General features: G+C 38.4%; 13 protein-coding genes and 2 tRNA genes. 9 read left to right on the top strand and 6 right to left on the bottom strand.

All coding sequences use genetic code 11. The features are described 5' to 3' along the window. Position 1 precedes the first annotated feature (1 nt). The 7 genes from J1905_RS07325 (at position 2) to J1905_RS07295 (ending at position 5,269) form a co-directional block, all read left to right on the top strand. Positions 2-457 carry a hypothetical protein gene (locus J1905_RS07325; protein ID WP_214226620.1) on the top strand — a complete coding sequence of 152 codons (456 nt, stop codon included), beginning with the start codon at positions 2-4 and terminating at the stop codon, positions 455-457. A 37-nt stretch (positions 458-494) separates the two neighbouring features. Next, on the top strand, positions 495-1,766 hold the full coding sequence (gene traM / locus J1905_RS07320) for a conjugative transposon protein TraM (RefSeq protein ID WP_214226619.1): 1,272 nt from the start codon (positions 495-497) through the stop codon (positions 1,764-1,766). A gap of 36 nt (positions 1,767-1,802) precedes the next feature. After that, entirely contained in the window at positions 1,803-2,645 is an 843-nt protein-coding gene (gene traN / locus J1905_RS07315; protein WP_214226618.1) for a conjugative transposon protein TraN, read from the top strand. A gap of 73 nt (positions 2,646-2,718) precedes the next feature. After that, entirely contained in the window at positions 2,719-3,597 is an 879-nt protein-coding gene (locus tag J1905_RS07310) for a hypothetical protein (protein WP_214226617.1), read from the top strand. A gap of 36 nt (positions 3,598-3,633) precedes the next feature. Next, positions 3,634-4,644, top strand: coding sequence for a hypothetical protein (locus J1905_RS07305; protein WP_214226616.1), 1,011 nt, complete (start codon positions 3,634-3,636; stop codon positions 4,642-4,644). A gap of 11 nt (positions 4,645-4,655) precedes the next feature. After that, on the top strand, positions 4,656-5,000 hold the full coding sequence (locus tag J1905_RS07300) for a hypothetical protein (RefSeq protein WP_214226615.1): 345 nt from the start codon (positions 4,656-4,658) through the stop codon (positions 4,998-5,000). Beyond that, positions 4,958-5,269 (top strand): helix-turn-helix domain-containing protein, encoded by a 312-nt coding sequence (locus tag J1905_RS07295; protein ID WP_214226614.1) that lies wholly within the window; start codon positions 4,958-4,960, stop codon positions 5,267-5,269. Before J1905_RS07300 ends, J1905_RS07295 begins: the two co-directional genes overlap by 43 nt. 230 nt (positions 5,270-5,499) lie before the next feature. Here J1905_RS07295 and J1905_RS07290 read toward each other — a convergent pair whose 3' ends face one another. From J1905_RS07290 to J1905_RS07265, 6 genes are all read right to left on the bottom strand, one after another. After that, on the bottom strand, positions 5,500-6,264 hold the full coding sequence (locus tag J1905_RS07290; RefSeq protein ID WP_214226613.1) for a metallophosphoesterase: 765 nt from the start codon (positions 6,262-6,264) through the stop codon (positions 5,500-5,502). A gap of 96 nt (positions 6,265-6,360) precedes the next feature. Next, on the bottom strand, positions 6,361-7,647 hold the full coding sequence (locus J1905_RS07285; RefSeq protein ID WP_214226612.1) for a site-specific integrase: 1,287 nt from the start codon (positions 7,645-7,647) through the stop codon (positions 6,361-6,363). A 286-nt stretch (positions 7,648-7,933) separates the two neighbouring features. Beyond that, positions 7,934-8,006, bottom strand: a tRNA-Lys gene (locus tag J1905_RS07280). A gap of 40 nt (positions 8,007-8,046) precedes the next feature. Then, a tRNA-Lys gene (locus J1905_RS07275) sits at positions 8,047-8,122 on the bottom strand. Between the two features lie 148 nt (positions 8,123-8,270). Then, positions 8,271-10,208, bottom strand: a complete 1,938-nt coding sequence (locus J1905_RS07270; RefSeq protein WP_214226611.1) for a KUP/HAK/KT family potassium transporter — start codon at positions 10,206-10,208, stop codon at positions 8,271-8,273. A gap of 131 nt (positions 10,209-10,339) precedes the next feature. Then, a complete protein-coding gene (locus J1905_RS07265) occupies positions 10,340-12,187 on the bottom strand; it encodes a glycoside hydrolase family 2 protein (protein WP_214226610.1) in 1,848 nt (615 codons plus the stop codon). A 197-nt stretch (positions 12,188-12,384) separates the two neighbouring features. Here J1905_RS07265 and J1905_RS07260 point away from each other — a divergent pair, with 197 nt between their 5' ends. Together J1905_RS07260 and pncB are read left to right on the top strand one after the other, a co-directional pair. Further along, entirely contained in the window at positions 12,385-16,386 is a 4,002-nt protein-coding gene (locus tag J1905_RS07260) for a hybrid sensor histidine kinase/response regulator transcription factor (RefSeq protein ID WP_214226609.1), read from the top strand. Between the two features lie 66 nt (positions 16,387-16,452). Next, positions 16,453-17,616: a nicotinate phosphoribosyltransferase gene (pncB, locus tag J1905_RS07255; RefSeq protein WP_214226608.1), complete on the top strand. Its 1,164-nt coding sequence runs from the start codon at positions 16,453-16,455 to the stop codon at positions 17,614-17,616. The last annotated feature ends 56 nt before the right edge of the window (positions 17,617-17,672 follow it).

Below are 17,672 nucleotides of genomic sequence, written 5' to 3'. Positions count from 1 at the left end.
GATGGGAAAGAATAAAAAAACGCAGTCAGAAAGGGATAACGTGAGGAATGGATTGGCAGAACGAATTGCCTTGATTATCCTGAAGGTACAGGGGAAATGGGCCATCGGAATGCGAAATATTACTTCCGGCTTAAGTACCAGGTCAATGAAAGTTTATGTGATATTGATAACCCTGACGATGACAGGTTATGCTGGCTTATTAGTTTATTCAGCGTTAAATGAAGCTGATAGCCCGTTGCTTAGAATTGGAAGTATCCATAAACCCTTGATCCAAACGTATAAAACAGAAGATGAAAATATTAAGGATACGCTGATGTTGTTACGTCTGAGGAAGTTCCATACGTATTTAGATAGTTTGGGAATGTCAGCATCAGGTAGAAAGACCAGGGATAGTTTATTAAAACAACGACCGGGATTACTGGACAGTTTAAATCAACTGGAAGCACTATTGAAGTAAAGGAAGATAATCACAATTAAAAATCAAAAAGATGGAAATGATGAATCAACAAACAAATCACAGACAAAGGAAAAAATTTCTGTTGATGCTGCCGATACTTATCCTCCCTTTTCTTACACTGGGCTTTTATGCCCTGGGCGGAGGGCGGCAAAGTACACCTGTTGCACTTGAGGTAACAAAAGGGCTTAACCCCGATTTGCCGGATGCCCATTTTGACAACAAGGCTATGGATAAGATGGCCTATTATGATAAGGCATCTACGGATTCTGTTCAACAACGAAAGGAAAGTGCAAACGATACTTTCGCTGCAAATCCACAAAATTCAACCGGCGGGGCATTGGGCGGAACAGTTATACAGGGTTATCCTGGTCCCCTTACTGGATTGCCAAATCAAAATCGTGTAAATGATAACGAAGCCAGGATTTACGAAAAGCTGGGCGCATTGAACAATGCGTTGAATCAGCAACAGAATTACAGTTCGCCGTATGGAGGCCGTTTAAATAATACAAGGCAACAGCCTTCTATTGCTCCAGGAGATGTGGATCGGCTCGAACAGATGATGCAAAGCATGCAGGAGAGCGGCAACGGTGATGATCCGGAGACTAAACAGCTTAATAATATGCTGGAAAAAATACTGGACATTCAACATCCGGAACGGGTAAAGGAAAAAATAAAGCAATCGGAAGATAGTCGAAAAGGGCAGGTATTTGCAGTAACTACAGCAGGGCAAAAAGACCGTATATCATTTTTGGAAAGCAAAGGAAGTGTTGCGGTTAGTGATCCACAGGAAGGTACCGGGTTTTTTGGCCTGGAGTCTAACATGCCCGATGTGGTGATGCAAAATGCAGTAGAGGCAGTTGTTCACGAAAATCAGGTGTTGGTCAATGGTTCGACTGTGAAGTTACGGCTGTTAGATACCATTGATGTTAAAGGCACGCTGATCCCGAAAGACAATTTTGTATATGGTACCGTTTCATTGGAAGGGGAACGGCTTACCATAAAAATAAAAAGTCTCCGCTATAAAAAATCACTCTTCCCTGTAAAGCTTTCGGTATTTGATATAGATGGCCTGGATGGTATTTATATCCCGGGAGCAATTGCAAGAGACGTTGCTAAGCAGTCTGCGGATCAAACCATACAAGCTATCGGGATGAATACTTTTGATCAGTCGTTAGGCGTGCAGGCAGCTGGTGCCGGAATTGAGGCTGCAAAATCCCTGTTCAGTAAAAAGATCAAATTGATAAAGGTTATGGTGAAGGCTGGATACAAAGTGCTGTTACGGGATGACCAGCAAAAAGATGAATGGTAGATAAAAAAAACAAATTGATAATTTAAATTCGGAAATGTGAAAAAGATCAGTGTAGTATGGATAACGGGTTTTATCCTTTTAAACGGCGTGTTAGCAAACGCGCAAAAATATGTACCCCAATCAGAGACAATTCAGCCGGAGGCGCTATCCGTTACCTATTTAAAAACCACCAATCTTATATTCCCATATGCGGTAAAGAGTGTGGATAAAGGTAGCAAGGATATTATGGTACAAATTGCAAAAGGGGTAGAAAACATCCTTCAGGTTAAGGCAGCGGTACAGGGTTTCGGTGAAACAAACCTTACCGTAATCACGGCAGATGGCAAACTATATTCTTATGTTGTCAATTATACTGAAAGGCCGGTGGCATTGAATATTCAAGCAGGTTCTAAGGCAGGTTCGACGGACGGTCAGGCAAAGTTTTCTGTAATGAATGATAACGAAGCCAATGTACAGGATTTCGCAGAGCAGGTTTCCACAAAGTCCCCTGTGCTAACTGGATTCAAAGATGCTAAGTATAATATCAGTTTGAAACTTGATGGTATATATATTAAGGGTCAGATACTTTACTTCCAGCTTGGATTAGAGAACACTTCAAACATCCCTTATGATATTGATCAACTCAGGTTTTTTATCCGCGATCAGAAAAAAGCAAAGCGTACAGCAGCCCAGGAGACGGAACTACAGCCACAACAGGTTACCGGTAATGCAAGGATCATCCGGGGGCAGAGCAGGCAGACCATAGTTGTTGGTATTCCAAAATTTACAATCCCTGATAAAAAGCTGCTCATCATTCAACTGATGGAGCAAAAAGGTGGGCGTAACCTGGAGCTGAATATTAAGAATAAACTGATAGTAGGAGCAAGGGCAGTAAAATAAATCTGGTAAACCTAAACTGGAAATAGAACCAAGCAAGAGAAAATTTCAAAACAACAAATAAAAGTTTACGATTATGAAAGAGGAGAATTTGAAGGCTCTGGAAGAGCAATTTTTTTACAGCGACATGAAGGAGATTTCCCGTGAAGAGCTGATCCGTAATATGAATGGGCAAGATGCCTTTTCCCTTCAGCTTACAAAAATCTTTGATAAAGCTACCGCCACTGCAAAACCAAACTGCGAATTGTCTCAAAAGGGTAACTATTTTGCCAAAGACTATGACATGACCGTGAAACGTGAAGGGCAGCCGGACTACACCAGGAAGTATCAATTTAAATGGGCGAATCCCGTGGTGGTTAAAGATGCAGAAGGTCAAGACAAAAAACAATGGATAAACAGTACGTTAACCTTCAAGGAAGCTTTTAACCAGATGGAAGGCCGGGCAGTGAACAAGGACTATGTATTTGTTGATGCAAAAGAACCTAACAATAACAGGAAGTATAACGCCTGGGAATATATCGATTTTACTAAGCCGGATCAAAACGGTGTGTGCCCGGTGGTTAAAGAATACAATTATGATCTTGAAAAGAAATTCGAGGGATATCCATTGCCGGTACTGGAAAACGAGAAAACAGCCAAAGATTTCTTCGATTCGTTAAAGAGGGGGAATATCCAGTTAACTGATTACAAAAAGCCGGATGGCACCATAGACAAAATGTTTTTTGAGGCCAATCCAAAGCATGATGTGATCAACCAATATGATAAGGATATGAAACCTGTACTTCTTTCCTTGAAAAGGCAGGAGGCGACAACCGAAAATCTTTCTCAGGAAACCGATCAAAAGGAAAACCAGTCACAAAGCGAAAGTAAAGAGAATAAAAATGCTGAAAAAAAGAATGAAGGAGAAGAAGACGGAAGTAAAAAGAAGGAAAATAGTCAGCGGATTCGTGCCTGAAATTGTAATGAGTTGACCTTTCGAAAATAGATTAAGATGGAAAATGAGTTAGGTAGAATAGAACAGGATCTATTAAGATGGAAGAACCGGGAACAGCGATTTGAAAAGTTATTTGATGGTGATGTGATTAAGAGTTCTCCATTTTTAAAAGAAAAGTTGGAATATCTGGAGGGGCTTGCATTAAAGTACAAAGAGACATCTAACACTGATGAAAGAATTGCGCTAAAAGTCCTTCAAAAAAACAGGAGGGATTTGGAACGCAATTTATTTCCCGGCTTTTTTAAAAGGATGTTCTACCGGATCAGTAAATCTATTTCTGTTAACCAAAGACTGCAACATATCAGGAACAGCACTGCTGCTAATATTGATCAATTAAAGTCCGAGGTTTCCCTGATGGGTTTTGCTCAAAGTAACCATTTGGTTGAAATAAAAATTCAGCAAGGTAACAGGGAGTTTTCAATCCCTGTTACCTATTATGTCAATAAGGATGACCGGATGGATTTCAATCTCAACTTTAAGGCTGACCAAACCGGACAATACCAATTCGATGGCTACGAGGCATCATTGAAAAGAGCAAACGGCGAAATGCCGGATAGATCCGTGTCTATCGGTAAAAATGGAATGAATGAATATATAACAGGTCAGCAAGCATATAACTTGTTATGTGGAAGGTCGGTTTATTTACAAAAGGAATGGGTTCAACTCGATTTCAATGATAAATTTCCGGACGGCAATTTCCGGACTAAAGTATTTCCCTCAGGTTATGGGTATGACATCGAAAGGGAGCTTGAAAAATTAAAGACCAAAGATTTACAATCACCCGAACAGAAAGAAAAGATAATTGAAGCTTTGAAAAACGGTGACCAGGTGATGATAGAAGTGAATGGGAAAAAAGTTCAGGTCGAAGCTAACCCGCAAACTCAATCCCTTAATATTTATGGATCATCTAAAAATGTTATTCAATTTCGACATACTGCCAGGGTTATCAAAGAGGAAACGACTCCCGAACAGAAAAGGGAAGTCAGGAACAGGATGAAAATACACTAATAGAGGATGGGATGTGCAGCAATCATTATGAAACCTTTTTTGATGCGATAGCAGGTGATCCGAGGATACGCATCACCCATGTTGCTGTGTTTGCCGCACTATACTCCTTATGGATCAAAACAGGATGTGAACCGGAATTGAAGGTCTTTTCAGAACAGGTGATGTCGGTGGCAAAAATTTCAAGCAGGATAACATATTGCAAGGTAATCATTGACTTAAATGAATTTGGTTACCTCAAGTATTGTCCCTCTTTTTTCGGAGGTAAAGCAAGTAGTATCAGATTAACAATTAGTGAAGAGAAAATGCAAAGAGTATGGGGGCAGAAGAAAACAGAGGGGGCAGTAGGCCACGGTTAGATGAATTGGTAACCAAAGAAGACCTTGAGCATTTTAGAAGTCTGTTGGTTCAGGAAATAAAATACTTATTAAAAGAGAACACACATCCGACCTTAAAGAAATGGATGAAGTCACGCGAGGTCATGAAATTGCTTGAAATATCTGCCGGAACCTTGCAGACGCTGCGGAACAGCAAAGTAATTTCGTTTATGAAAATTGGCGGGGCTATCTATTATGACCGTGAGGATATTCATAACATGTTCGAGCAACATAAGACCAATAAAAAATGAATGAGGGTTTCAAAAATGAGGGTTTCGGCAAAGACATTCCACCTTGTCGAACCCATGTTATTGCCTGGTTTATACAAATGGGTTTGACCGAAAAAACAGCCTTAGAATTTTATAACCATTACGATAAATGTGGTTGGTCTAATAGGGCGAACAAAACGATAAAGAACTGGAAAATGACAGCATGGCATTGGATTTGGAACAAAATTTAGTGCCATGCTAACACAAAACGACTAATCTCTATAATTTTCGGCGTACAATTCTGTTACTGAATCAGATTGCCAAAAGAATTTTGAATCAATATCCATAATAGTCAACTTTCCCGAATGTCCCGCTCCAGTATCCATGTTTATGATATTGTACCGTTTCATCGGCTTGTTTGTTCCGAAACGTGTAGTTGGTGAGTGGCCGATGTAAATCTCCCTGAATTTTGTTGCAATATTGAATTTAACCTTCTCGCCACCAGATTCTTTTTGTTCTACGGCATCAAGCCAAAGCTGCCTATTCCAATAGTAAACTTCTTTTCTTTGATCGTAGAAAGGAATATTGCGATCAAATCCGGCATGTATAAAGCACCGATTTTTTTCATCAATGTGATATAACAACTGGTTATTAAAAAAGTCTTTGTGCCTTTGGGGGATATCTTTTGAATCCAACGATGTTTTGTAACCACTTCCAGTTGCAAAATATTTTCCTTTCTTTTCTGAGTGCTCCAGGTACGAAATTAAGGTTCCTTTACCACCGTAAGTCCAATAATATGGGTGAAAGTCAGTGTTTATAAATTCCATAAACCAATCATCATGATTGCCTTTAATGGGGATAAGATTTTTAATCTTTAGTAATTCTTCTACGCACTCGTAGACTTCGGGAAATCCATCGGTAATATCTCCAAGGGAAATCAAAATGTCATTTTCATAATCAAATCCCGATCGTTCCAGGCATTGATTAAGGGCTTTAAAAGCACCATGTATATCGCCCATTACAAATATTCGCTTCATAATATTTTTCTTAAATCATAAATTCTATTTTTTTAAAAACGAGACTTTGAATACTGTATTCAAAGTCTCGTTTACATTGGTCAAAGTCATTGCTAACTAAGAAACCTCTTTTAGCTTGCCTTCTCTGGTAAATAAAATTGATTTTACTTTTCCCATATTTTCACTGATTCTATGCTTTCTCACCTTACAGTAACGCTGAGTCGTCCTGATACTTTTGTGACCAAGCATTTTACTTACATCTTCTAATGGAACGCCATTATTAAGCATCATATCCGCAAATGTGTGACGTGCCTTGTGTGTCCCAAGACCATGATCATCTTCATTGATAGGAAGTATGCCACATATATCTGCAATTTCTTTCAGATATCCATTATACCTGGCATTGCTGTTTATAGGTAGTAGACAATTGTTCGCTATACAATAAGGATGGTTTTTATATTTATCAATGATTTCTTGAACAATTGGCAGAATGGGAACCATTTCGGAAACCTTTGTTTTCCCACGGTCTTTAATTAACCACAGTTCCCCTGTATTGCCGACTTTTATAATATTCTCCCTGGATAACGCATAAACGTCCTGATATGCAAAGCCTGTAAAGCATTGGAAAATGAATGCGTCTTTTACTTCTTCTAACCTTGTTATACCAAAGTCTTTGTAATAAATTCGTTGAACCTGTTCCATTTCCAATGGTTCCACGTCCTTTTCACCACCACTGCATTTAAAATCCTGGATTGGATTTTTGGTTATGTACTCCTTAGAAACGCAACCTTTAAGTATTTGCTTGAGCTTCTTGATATGGCCTTTTGCTGAGACTTCCGAAAGCGGTTTATCAACCTCCAGCGTCATGTAGTCATAATACTTCTCTGCAAATGAAAATTTTATATCTAACAGATTTACCTCTGTAGCGGAATATTGAAACTTGATAAATTCAGCTACTTTCTTTTTTGCTGAATTCCAGTGTTTTAATGTTTCTTTCGACCTTTTTCCTTTGATTACCTGCTTCTGGAATCTATTTATAAAGTCCGTATATACCTCTAATAAAGTTGTCTCCTTTTTATCTTCCACAATTGGAGTAACAGACTTATCAAAATTGACAGGTAAGCCTAGGTAGACATTTTTAAGCATTAAAGGCGTGATTTTTTCATGCTGGCTCTGTAGAACAATGAATTGCCGTTCGAGATTTAGTTCAATTTCAGCGATACTGAGATTGGTAATCCTGGCTTCAGCCGACGATTCTGTTACCCGTTTAATATCAGTATCCCAAAATTCGGGATGGCATTTGCGGCTTACTGCTATTTCTTCATCCTCGCCGTCAATTGTAATTCTTGCATAAAGTGGAGCCTTTCCATCTTTAGTTGCTTTGGATTTTTTGATCCAAAACATTATTAAAAGTTTTTGGTTACTTTTCATTTCCTGCACTTTTAAGTGATCAAAAATCTCCCCTGGCAACTACCAGAGAAAACACATTTGATTCCCTAAAACCCATGTCTCACAAGTCTTTTTGGAAATTCGGTGCCCCAAATTACTATTAAAAATGGGGCACCAATAGGGGCACCATTTTAATTGAAATACTTTGAATTCCTTTGAAATGCTTTTTTGGAAAAATGCAGTGTAGAAAGCAGTTTAAACGAAAAAAGCGCACCAATGTGCGCTTTTTATCTCTACTCTGTGATCCCGCTGGGATTCGAACCCAGGACCACTACATTAAAAGTGTAATGCTCTACCAGCTGAGCTACGGAATCATTTCTCATCAAACAAAAAACTTTAAACTCCTTTAAAGTTTGGTGATCCCGCTGGGATTCGAACCCAGGACCACTACATTAAAAGTGTAATGCTCTACCAGCTGAGCTACGGAATCATGCTCCTTTTGTTTGATGAGGGTGCAAAGATAGGATTATAAACTTATTTTGCTAAATATATTTCGAAATATTTTCAATTATTTTGATGTTTTTAGCTAACTCTTTAATTCTCATTGCAGTGCGTTTTGCCTATTTATGAAAATAATTTTATTTAATCCTTTTCATGATGATCGGTTCAGGGATATCTACTATCAAAGGCACCTTTTCAACGGTAACAAAGCTAGAGTCTAAACCAAAACCTCTCTTCTCAGAAATACTTAATAGCTTTAATATCCTGTGGTACGACATCGTTACACGCTCAATAAACTTCAAACTATTTGAGTTAGATATAATCTTCTCTAAAACAACAAATCTAAAGTCTCCGGGGATCTTTTGCTCTTTTAACGATTCATACTTACTGGTGATGTCAATCTCGCCACTAAGGACTAACTCTTCAACCACTTTTCTGAACAATGCATTAACCCTTTGTTCAACCCTAAAACCTAGTCTAAAATCGATTCTAATCAATTTTCCCGGTATCATTTGGTCTACTTCATATTCGAGGGTATAAGGCTCGTCTGTAACGTCTACGTGCAGCAACCAGTAAACATCAGCTCTTTTAGGATGTTTTTGTATAATAGAGTAAATAACTGATGATTCAACCTCACTATTAAAGTTGGCACTAGTTAGGTAAACAAGGTTTGAAGCATATTTAGCGATAGACTGATCGGCACTTATATTTTTAATCAGCTGATAAAAATCCTGAATGTCCACAAACTTCATGTATCTGTTTCTGATTCTGCGTCCATTAAACCATGCCCACATTACTGAGAACAATGCGATACCCAGGATTAAAGTAAACCATCCACCATGAAGAATCTTCGCTGCATTACCTGCTAAAAACGTTAACTCAATAATACCGTAGATCAATAAGAATATCGCTATTAAATACTTTGGTACCTTTTTTCTCATCAGGAATACTGAAACTAGAATAGTGGTCATTAGCATAGCCACTGTGATAGATAGACCGTAGGCAGCCTCCATATTAACTGATTTCTGGAAAATCAATACCACAATAATGCAGCCTACCATTAAGATCCAGTTCATTGAAGGAACGTACAATTGGCCTTTCTGCTCGCTTGGGTAGTTAATTTTAACCTTTGGCCATAAGTTTAACCTAACAGCCTCAGCAATCAGCGTAAATGAACCTGAAATAAGCGCCTGACTGGCAATGGCTGCCGCTACAGTTGCAATTGCGATACCGTAAATTAAGAACCAATCTGGCATTAAATGATAGAACGGATTCACATCACCTAGATGAGTACCTTGTAAATTCCACAGCCAAACACCTTGGCCCATATAATTTAATATCAAACATATCTTTACGTAAATCCAGCTAATTCTAATGTTAGAACGTCCACAGTGACCTAAATCCGAATATAAAGCCTCGGCTCCGGTTGTACATAGAAATACTGCTCCGATGATTAAAAAGGCCTCGGGATTGGTGGTAAGAATATGATAAGCATAATAAGGATTAATTGCCTTTAATATTACCGGCAGTTCCATCACATGAACAAAGCCTAATACAGCAATCATGGTAAACCAAATCCACATAATGGGGCCAAAGGCTTTACCTACAAGTGAAGTTCCGAATTGCTGTAAGCCAAAAAGGAAAATGATAATGGCCAGTACAATAGGTACAGTAGGTAGGTCTTGATAAATAAGCCCTAAACCTTCAATAGCAGCTGAGACTGTAACCGCAGGGGTCATTATACCGTCGGCCAGCAAAGCGGCCCCACCAACCATGGCAGGTATGATCAACCATTTGGCCTTTCGCTTAACTAAAGAAAAAAGAGAGAAAATCCCGCCTTCACCCTTATTGTCAGCTTGTAATGTAATAATAACGTATTTAATGGTGGTTTGTAAAGTAAGTGTCCATACGATACAGGATAGACCTCCTAAAATGAGGTCCTGTGTAATCAGTCGATCTCCGATAATAGCTTTAAATACATAAAGGGGAGAGGTACCGATATCTCCGTAAATGATACCTAAACTAATTAGTAAACCTGCTGCACTTAGCTTTTGAATGTGTTTATGATGGCCCATGGCTTTTTAAAAATAACGCGGCAAATGTATGAATAATCTGTAATGAAAAAACCCCGGTAGAAAATTAGCTGTAAAGCCAAGATTCTTACCGGGGTTAGGTGATAAAATCACCTCTCCGTACAACTTACTTTTTATGGATTCATCTTAACAAGAGAAGGGTTATAAAGCTTGTCTGTAATGCCTTTTAATTTGGCTGCAGGTACTTTAATAACTTTTCTGTCATAAGTCATCAATCCGTTAGTTTCTTGCTCAACATCAGTAGTTTGAGTATATACTGCTGCAGATAGTCCTTTTTTGATCAATCCTTCCATTTCGGTTAAGAATGATGCGTATTTGTCAAATAGCTCATCAGCAGTTTTAAACGACTGATATCCCCAATTGTCTTTTTCTTTCCAGGTATGTCCCGGTACAGGTAGCCCTAAACCGCCGTATTCACCTAAAACAATTGCATGAGTTGGGCCAAATAAATCTGGACGAGGCATTCTAGGGTTAGGGTAGTGATGTAAATCAACAATATCACCGGTAACTACATGGTTACCACCGCTAGCACTGTTTACCAAGCGAGAAGGATCTTTTTCTTTAGTCCATTCTGCGATTTCTTTAGTTTTAAACTGACCCCATGCTTCATTAAACGGAGTCCAAACAATAATACTAGGGAAGTTATGCAAATCATCCATGATCTTGTTCCATTCCTTGCGGTAGATAGCTTCAGATTCAGCAGAACGATCTTTATCAGTACCGCCCATTGTACCTAAGTTAGGCTCCCACTGGTTACCCAAATCCCCACTTGGCATATCCTGCCATACTAAAATACCTTGTTTATCGCACTCATAATACCAACGAGCCGGCTCTACTTTAATGTGCTTACGGATCATGTTAAAGCCCATTTCTTTGGTCTTAATGATGTCGAATATTAAAGCTTCGTCAGTTGGAGCAGTGTATAAGCCATCTGGCCACCATCCTTGATCTAATGGGCCGTATTGGAATACAAATTTATCGTTCAATAGCATTCTCTGGATACCATTTGCATCAGGACCCATTGATGATTTACGCATTGCGAAATAGCTTTTTACCTCATCAACAGTTTTTCCATTACGTACTACAGCAACTTTTAAGTCGTATAGGAACGGACTAGATGGAGACCATAATTTAGGATTGGCAATTACCAATGTAGCTTCTTCGGTAGCATCTACTTCTTGTTCAGAAACTTTAGTAGCACCATCAAAAGCGGTAATTTTTAACTTATCGCCAGCTTGTGCAGATTTTACATCAGCAGAGATAGTTAATGATTTAGCATCAATATCAGGTGTTTGTTTAGTTGAAGCGATATAAGTTGGAGCAACACTTTCTAACCAAACTGTTTGCCAGATACCAGTAACCGGTGTATACCAAATGCCTTCAGGTTTTATTTGTTGCTTACCTCTAGGTTGAGGGCCGTTATCTGTTGGATCCCAAACGCTAACAGTTAATTCTTGCTTGCCGCTTTTTTTAAGGAAAGGAGTAATGTCAAAAGAAAAAGGATCAAATCCACCTTCGTGCGTGCCAACTTTCTTTCCATTCAAATAGATTTCTGATTTCCAGTCTACCGCACCAAAATGCAATAAAATGGTATTTTTCATATTAGAAGGAATAGTGAAGCTAGTTTGATACCATAATAAACTGTCTTTGCCAACAGTTTTACCTACACCCGATAAAGAAGATTCAACTGCAAAAGGAACCAATATTTTACCTTGATAAGCTTTTGGCTCACTTTCACTTTTTGGGTTTATACTGTAGTTCCATAAGCCGTTTAAGTTTTTCCAGTTGTTACTACGTACCAATTGTGGTCGCGGATACTCAGGAAGCGGGGCTGCCGGGTTTAGTTTTTCTGCCCATGGAGTGGAGATTTTTCCGGGTACAGGTTTCCAGGTTTGTGACTGTGCTGAGACTATCAGCGACTGGGAAAGGCATAGCCCAATTAAGTAAGAGAATAATTTCATAAATTAATACTTGGTTTAATGATTTGTGCGTTCGCTTCTAGCTTTGAGGCAAGAACGAATATTCAAATAAAGCAATAATGTTTTGACAAATCGGCTCAAAATTTAGTCAAATCGTCGCAATTTGATTTGAAATTAATTAATTTGGCCAATTCAAGAATCTACGGATAACTGCAACGTTAAATTTTTACAAACTAAACTTGAAAAAGCTAATCACCACTACTCTTTTTCTATTTATTTTTCTAAACCTACTTAAGGCACAACCTTACTATTTTAGGCATTATCAGGTAGAGCAGGGTTTATCTTATAATTCGGTATTTAGCATTATTCAGGATTCAAAGGGCTTTTTATGGTTTGGAACAAAGGATGGTTTAAACAGATTTGATGGTTATAACTTTAAAATATTTCGCGCTAAGCCGGGCGATACCACCAGTCTCAGGAATAGTGTAATCAGAGCAGTTTATGAGGATGCACAAAAGCAAATTTGGGTAGGCACCTCTAACGGATTATATCAATATAATGATACCACACAGCAATTTAAAGTATTACCAACAACTCTAAATAAGGGTGTGTGGGATATGAAGAGCTACGGTAATGGCGATGTTTGTTTTATTGTAGACCGTAGGCTTTATAGGTATAGCAGGTCAAAAAATACCGTCGTAGAGTTTAGTAAACATCAGGATTTTGAGGCGGCTGTAGTCACTATTTCCAAAGACGGTACTTTATGGGCGGCATCACCGGATGGATATTTAAGACGGTATAATAAAGCAAACGATACCTTTACTGCATTCAATGTTTTTAAAGATTCAGCACCTGTCATTTCGCATTGGATAGATAGGATTTATACCACAGAATCCAACTCAATTTTGATTGCAACATCACATCAGGGGGTAAAGATTTTTGATCTTACTACACTAAGCTATAAGGATATCTTAACTTTTAATAAGGATAAAACGAGCATTTTTGCGAAGAACTTTATTCATTACAGCGGCGATGAATATTGGATCGCTACAGAATCAGGTGTGTTTGTTTATGATCTAAAAACAGGCAAATACACTAATCTGCGTAAAAACCCAACAGACCCTTATGCAATATCTGATAATGCGGTTTATACTTTTGCTAAGGATAAAGAGGGAGGCATTTGGGTAGGTACCTATTTTGGTGGAGTTAATTATTACCCAAAACCATTTACTTCTTTCAATAAATTCTTCCCTCAGAACAACAAGCGCTCCTTAAGTGGGAATGCCATTCGTGAGATATGTAATGATAAATACGGCAACCTTTGGGTAGGAACAGAGGACGTAGGAGTGAACAAGATATCGCCAAATGGTGATTTTACCAGTTTTATTCCTGATGGTTCTAAAACCAGCATTGCCCATACAAATATTCATGGATTAAAAGCAATAGGCGACGAATTATGGATTGGTACCTTTGAGCAAGGACTGGATATAATGGATATTAAATCAGGTAAAGTTATCAGGCATTATGATATGGGGCCTGGTCCAACCGCTCTTAAAAGTAATTTTGTAGACTGTATCTACCAGACCAGATCTGGTGAAATTCTGGTGGGTACTTCTTACGGATTGCACCGTTACAATAAAGCTACAGATGATTTTAGCTTAGTAAAACAGGTTCCACACGATTTTCATTATATGTCTATCACAGAAGATGCTGATGGAACCATTTGGACAGGTACCATCAGTAGCGGCCTTTTGTATTTTAATCCTAAAACCAACAAACAGGGTGTTTTTAGAAATGATCCCCAAAATGATAAGAGCCTAAGTGATAACTTTGTGAATGGCGTGTTCGCTGCAGCTGATAAAACACTGTGGGTGAGTACTGAGGATGGACTAAACCAATTTAATCCTAAAGATAATACCTTTAAAAGGTATGGTACTAAAGATGGCTTTCCGAGTGATGTATTCTATAAAACAGAAGAGGATAAGGCTGGTAATTTGTGGTTAAGCACTGCTAAAGGGTTAGTTTGTTATAACCCAAAAACCAATAAATTAAGGGTGTATACTACTGCAAATGGCTTATTGAGCGATCAGTTCAACTATAACTCATCCTTTAAAGATGCTACCGGGCAAATGTATTTTGGAAGTGTAAACGGATTGGTAGCTTTTAACCCAACTAATTTTAAAACAAACACCATTGTTCCTCAGGTTTACATTACAGGATTTCAGGTGTTTAATCAGGAATTGCAGATCAATTCAGAAGGCTCTCCACTAAAAAAATCCATTTCTTATACAGATAAGATTAATCTTAAATACGATCAATCTACTTTCAGTATAGATTTTGCTGCATTGGCCTATACCGACCACGAAACAGCAGAGTACGCTTATAAACTGGAAGGAGTAGATAAGGAGTATACCCACCTTACCAGGAACAGGAGGGTATTCTATACAAAACTAAGTCCTGGTAAATACACTTTTCTTGTCAAAGGAGCTAACAGTAGTGGTGTATGGAATGAAACACCGAGAGAACTCATTATCGAAATATCTCCTCCGTTTTGGTTAAGTGGTTGGGCTTATTTACTTTATGTAGTGGTAGCTATTGCCACAGTTTATGCCTTGATTGTTTACACCAGCAATAAAATAAAGCTAAGAAATAAGAGGCGTATTGAGCAGTTGGAGAATCAAAAGGAAAGGGAGCTTTATGAAGCTAAAATAGAATTCTTTACCCAGATAACCCACGAGATCAGAACACCACTTACGCTAATAAAGGGGCCATTGGAAACGGTGATTAAAAAATATGCACCAGCACCAGAGATACTTAATTACTTGCTTACAATGGAAAAGAATGCAGATAGATTGTTAGATTTAACAAACCAGCTGCTCGATTTCAGGAAAATTGAATCTAAGGAATACAGTCTTAACCTGATGCAAAACAACATCAGTGAAATTTTAAGGGAACACTATCTGAGGTTTAAAAATGCTGCCGAAGACAAGCAAATCCATTTTCAATTAAACTTGCCGCAAACTGATTTTTACAGCAAAGCTGATGCTGAAGCGCTCAATAAAATTTTAAGTAATTTATTAAGTAACGCTATTAAATATGCTGAAAAGCGTGTTGATATTGTGTTGCAGGTACATCGAAGGGAGGGTAGTCAGTATGTAATTACTGTTAAAAACGATGGGTATCTAATTCCTGAAGAAATGAGGGAAAGGATTTTTGAATCTTTTGTAAGGCTAAAAGAAACCTCAAACCAGATTGGTACAGGAATTGGATTGGCACTCGCACGCTCTCTATCTCAATTGCATGGTGGCACTTTAGCATTTCTTGCTGATGAGAGTAATATGAATGTGTTTGAGCTGAAACTTCCATATTACCCTTCAAGTGAAGCTATAGAGGAAAAGTCAATTCAGCAAGAATTCATTGCATCTCCGGTTTATGAAGAAGAAACGAGGATAATTGAAAAGACAACGGAAGAGGCGAAGCCACTGATACTACTGGTAGATGATAATGCAGATATTCTTCAGTTTGTAGCAAAAGAACTGAGCTCGTCATATAATTGTATTACAGCTTCGAATGGTCAAATCGCGCTAGATATGCTTAAAGAAAATGCAGTACAACTGATTGTTAGTGATGTGATGATGCCGGTTATGGATGGATATGAGCTATGTCGACAAATAAAAACAAATCTGGATTACAGCCATATCCCTTTGATTTTATTAACTGCAAAAAGTGCTTTTCAATCGAAAATTGAGGGTTTGGAGGTGGGTGCAGATGCCTATATTGAGAAGCCATTTTCGCCACAGCATTTACAGGTTCAAATTCAAAATCTGCTATTTAACAGGAATCAGTTAAAGGATTACTTTGTACGTTCGCCGTTAATCCACATAAAGAGTATTGCGCATACAAAACCTGATGAAATCCTTTTAGAAAAACTGAACGATTTTATCCTTAAAAATATTGGAAATCGAGATCTTGATGTCGATAAGTTGGCCGAGACATTGAATATGAGTAGGGCAACCTTCTATCGTAAAATAAAGTCTATATCCAATCTTTCTCCAAATGAGCTAATCAATATTACGAGGTTAAAAAAGGCTGCAGAGCTATTGGTTGAGACAAATTATAAGATACAGCAAATTGCAGATCTTACCGGTTTTACCTCTCAATCTCAATTGGGTAGGGCTTTTACAAAGCAATTCGGAATGACCCCATCAGAGTACGCGCAAAACAATCTGAAAAACTCATAAGTGTATGCTGATCATGGTTTCGTCGGGGAAAATCAATAAATTAGAGAACCTAATTATCCTTTTATTATGCTCAGATCAATACTAGATAACGATTTCTATAAATTTACGATGCAGCAAGGTGTAATTCGTTTGTTCCCTGCCGCAAAAGCTAGATATGCTTTTATAAATCGGGGTAAACATTCATTTCCTGATGGTTTTGCCAAAGCACTGCATGATGCCGTAAATGAAATGGCACTTCTAAAATTGAGCAAAGAGGAAAAGCACTTTTTACAAATAAACTGCCCATATATGGATCCGGTTTATCTTGATTTTTTAGAAGGATACCGCTACAATCCGGAGGAAGTACACATTACACAGAGCGGAGATCAACTTGAAGTACATGTGGAGGGACTATGGTACCGAACAATTTTGTGGGAAGTTCCATTAATGTCGCTTATCTGTGAGTTATTCTATGTACTGAATGACTCTCAAAGGATATCAAACGACGAAGTGATTAACCACACTAAAGAAAAGATTGAAAATTATAGGCGTTTAGGAGTTACTGTAGCTGAATTTGGTACTCGTCGCAGGTATTCCTATCAGGTGCACAGGTTGGTGCTACAGTCGTTAAGCCAATATGGAGAAGGCTCATTTATAGGCACAAGTAATGTGCATATGGCCATGATTCACGGAACAAAACCAATTGGTACACATGCCCATGAATGGTTTATGTTTCATGCCGCTCGCTATGGTTTTAAAATGGCCAATGCAATGGGCCTGGAGCACTGGGTAGCAGTTTATCGTGGTGATTTGGGTATTGCCTTATCAGATACTTATACCACAGAAGTGTTTTTTAAACAGTTCGATAAGATGTTTTCAAAACTGTTTGATGGGGTTAGGCATGATAGCGGTGATGCATTGCTTTTTGCCGATAAAGTAATTGCGCACTACAACAGCATGGGGATCGATCCAAAAACCAAAACCATAATTTTTTCGGATGGCTTGAATTATGAAAAGGTGGCGCGTATTGTCGAGTATTGTCGTGATAAAGTCGGGATGTCGTTTGGAATAGGTACAAATCTTACTAATGATGCCGGGCCTGCAGCAATGAATATTGTAATTAAAATGACGGAGGCTCAGCCTAAAGATGGGGAGTGGACAGAGGTAGTGAAACTTTCTGATGAGCATGGCAAGTACACAGGTACCGAGCGTATGATTAATCTGGCCAAAACTATTCTTGGAATAGATTAGTATTTATTTTACGCAACGAATTTGTGGTTATTTCTTTAAGTCGCAGGAAATTATCT

Source organism: Pedobacter sp. B4-66 (assembly GCF_018492665.1).
Classification (GTDB): Bacteria; Bacteroidota; Bacteroidia; order Sphingobacteriales; family Sphingobacteriaceae; genus Pedobacter.
The sequence above is the reverse complement of the archived record's forward strand: the minus strand, read 5'-3'. Positions and strand labels throughout refer to the sequence as shown.

Coding starts and splice junctions, on each gene's coding strand:
- J1905_RS07325 (WP_214226620.1), top strand. CDS start 2: ATGGGAAAGAATAAAAAAACGCAGTCAGAAAGGGATAACGTGAGGAAT.
- traM (WP_214226619.1), top strand. CDS start 495: ATGATGAATCAACAAACAAATCACAGACAAAGGAAAAAATTTCTGTTG.
- J1905_RS07310 (WP_214226617.1), top strand. CDS start 2,719: ATGAAAGAGGAGAATTTGAAGGCTCTGGAAGAGCAATTTTTTTACAGC.
- J1905_RS07305 (WP_214226616.1), top strand. CDS start 3,634: ATGGAAAATGAGTTAGGTAGAATAGAACAGGATCTATTAAGATGGAAG.
- J1905_RS07300 (WP_214226615.1), top strand. CDS start 4,656: ATGTGCAGCAATCATTATGAAACCTTTTTTGATGCGATAGCAGGTGAT.
- J1905_RS07295 (WP_214226614.1), top strand. CDS start 4,958: ATGGGGGCAGAAGAAAACAGAGGGGGCAGTAGGCCACGGTTAGATGAA.
- J1905_RS07290 (WP_214226613.1), bottom strand. CDS start 6,264: ATGAAGCGAATATTTGTAATGGGCGATATACATGGTGCTTTTAAAGCC.
- J1905_RS07285 (WP_214226612.1), bottom strand. CDS start 7,647: ATGTTTTGGATCAAAAAATCCAAAGCAACTAAAGATGGAAAGGCTCCA.
- J1905_RS07270 (WP_214226611.1), bottom strand. CDS start 10,208: ATGGGCCATCATAAACACATTCAAAAGCTAAGTGCAGCAGGTTTACTA.
- J1905_RS07265 (WP_214226610.1), bottom strand. CDS start 12,187: ATGAAATTATTCTCTTACTTAATTGGGCTATGCCTTTCCCAGTCGCTG.
- pncB (WP_214226608.1), top strand. CDS start 16,453: ATGCTCAGATCAATACTAGATAACGATTTCTATAAATTTACGATGCAG.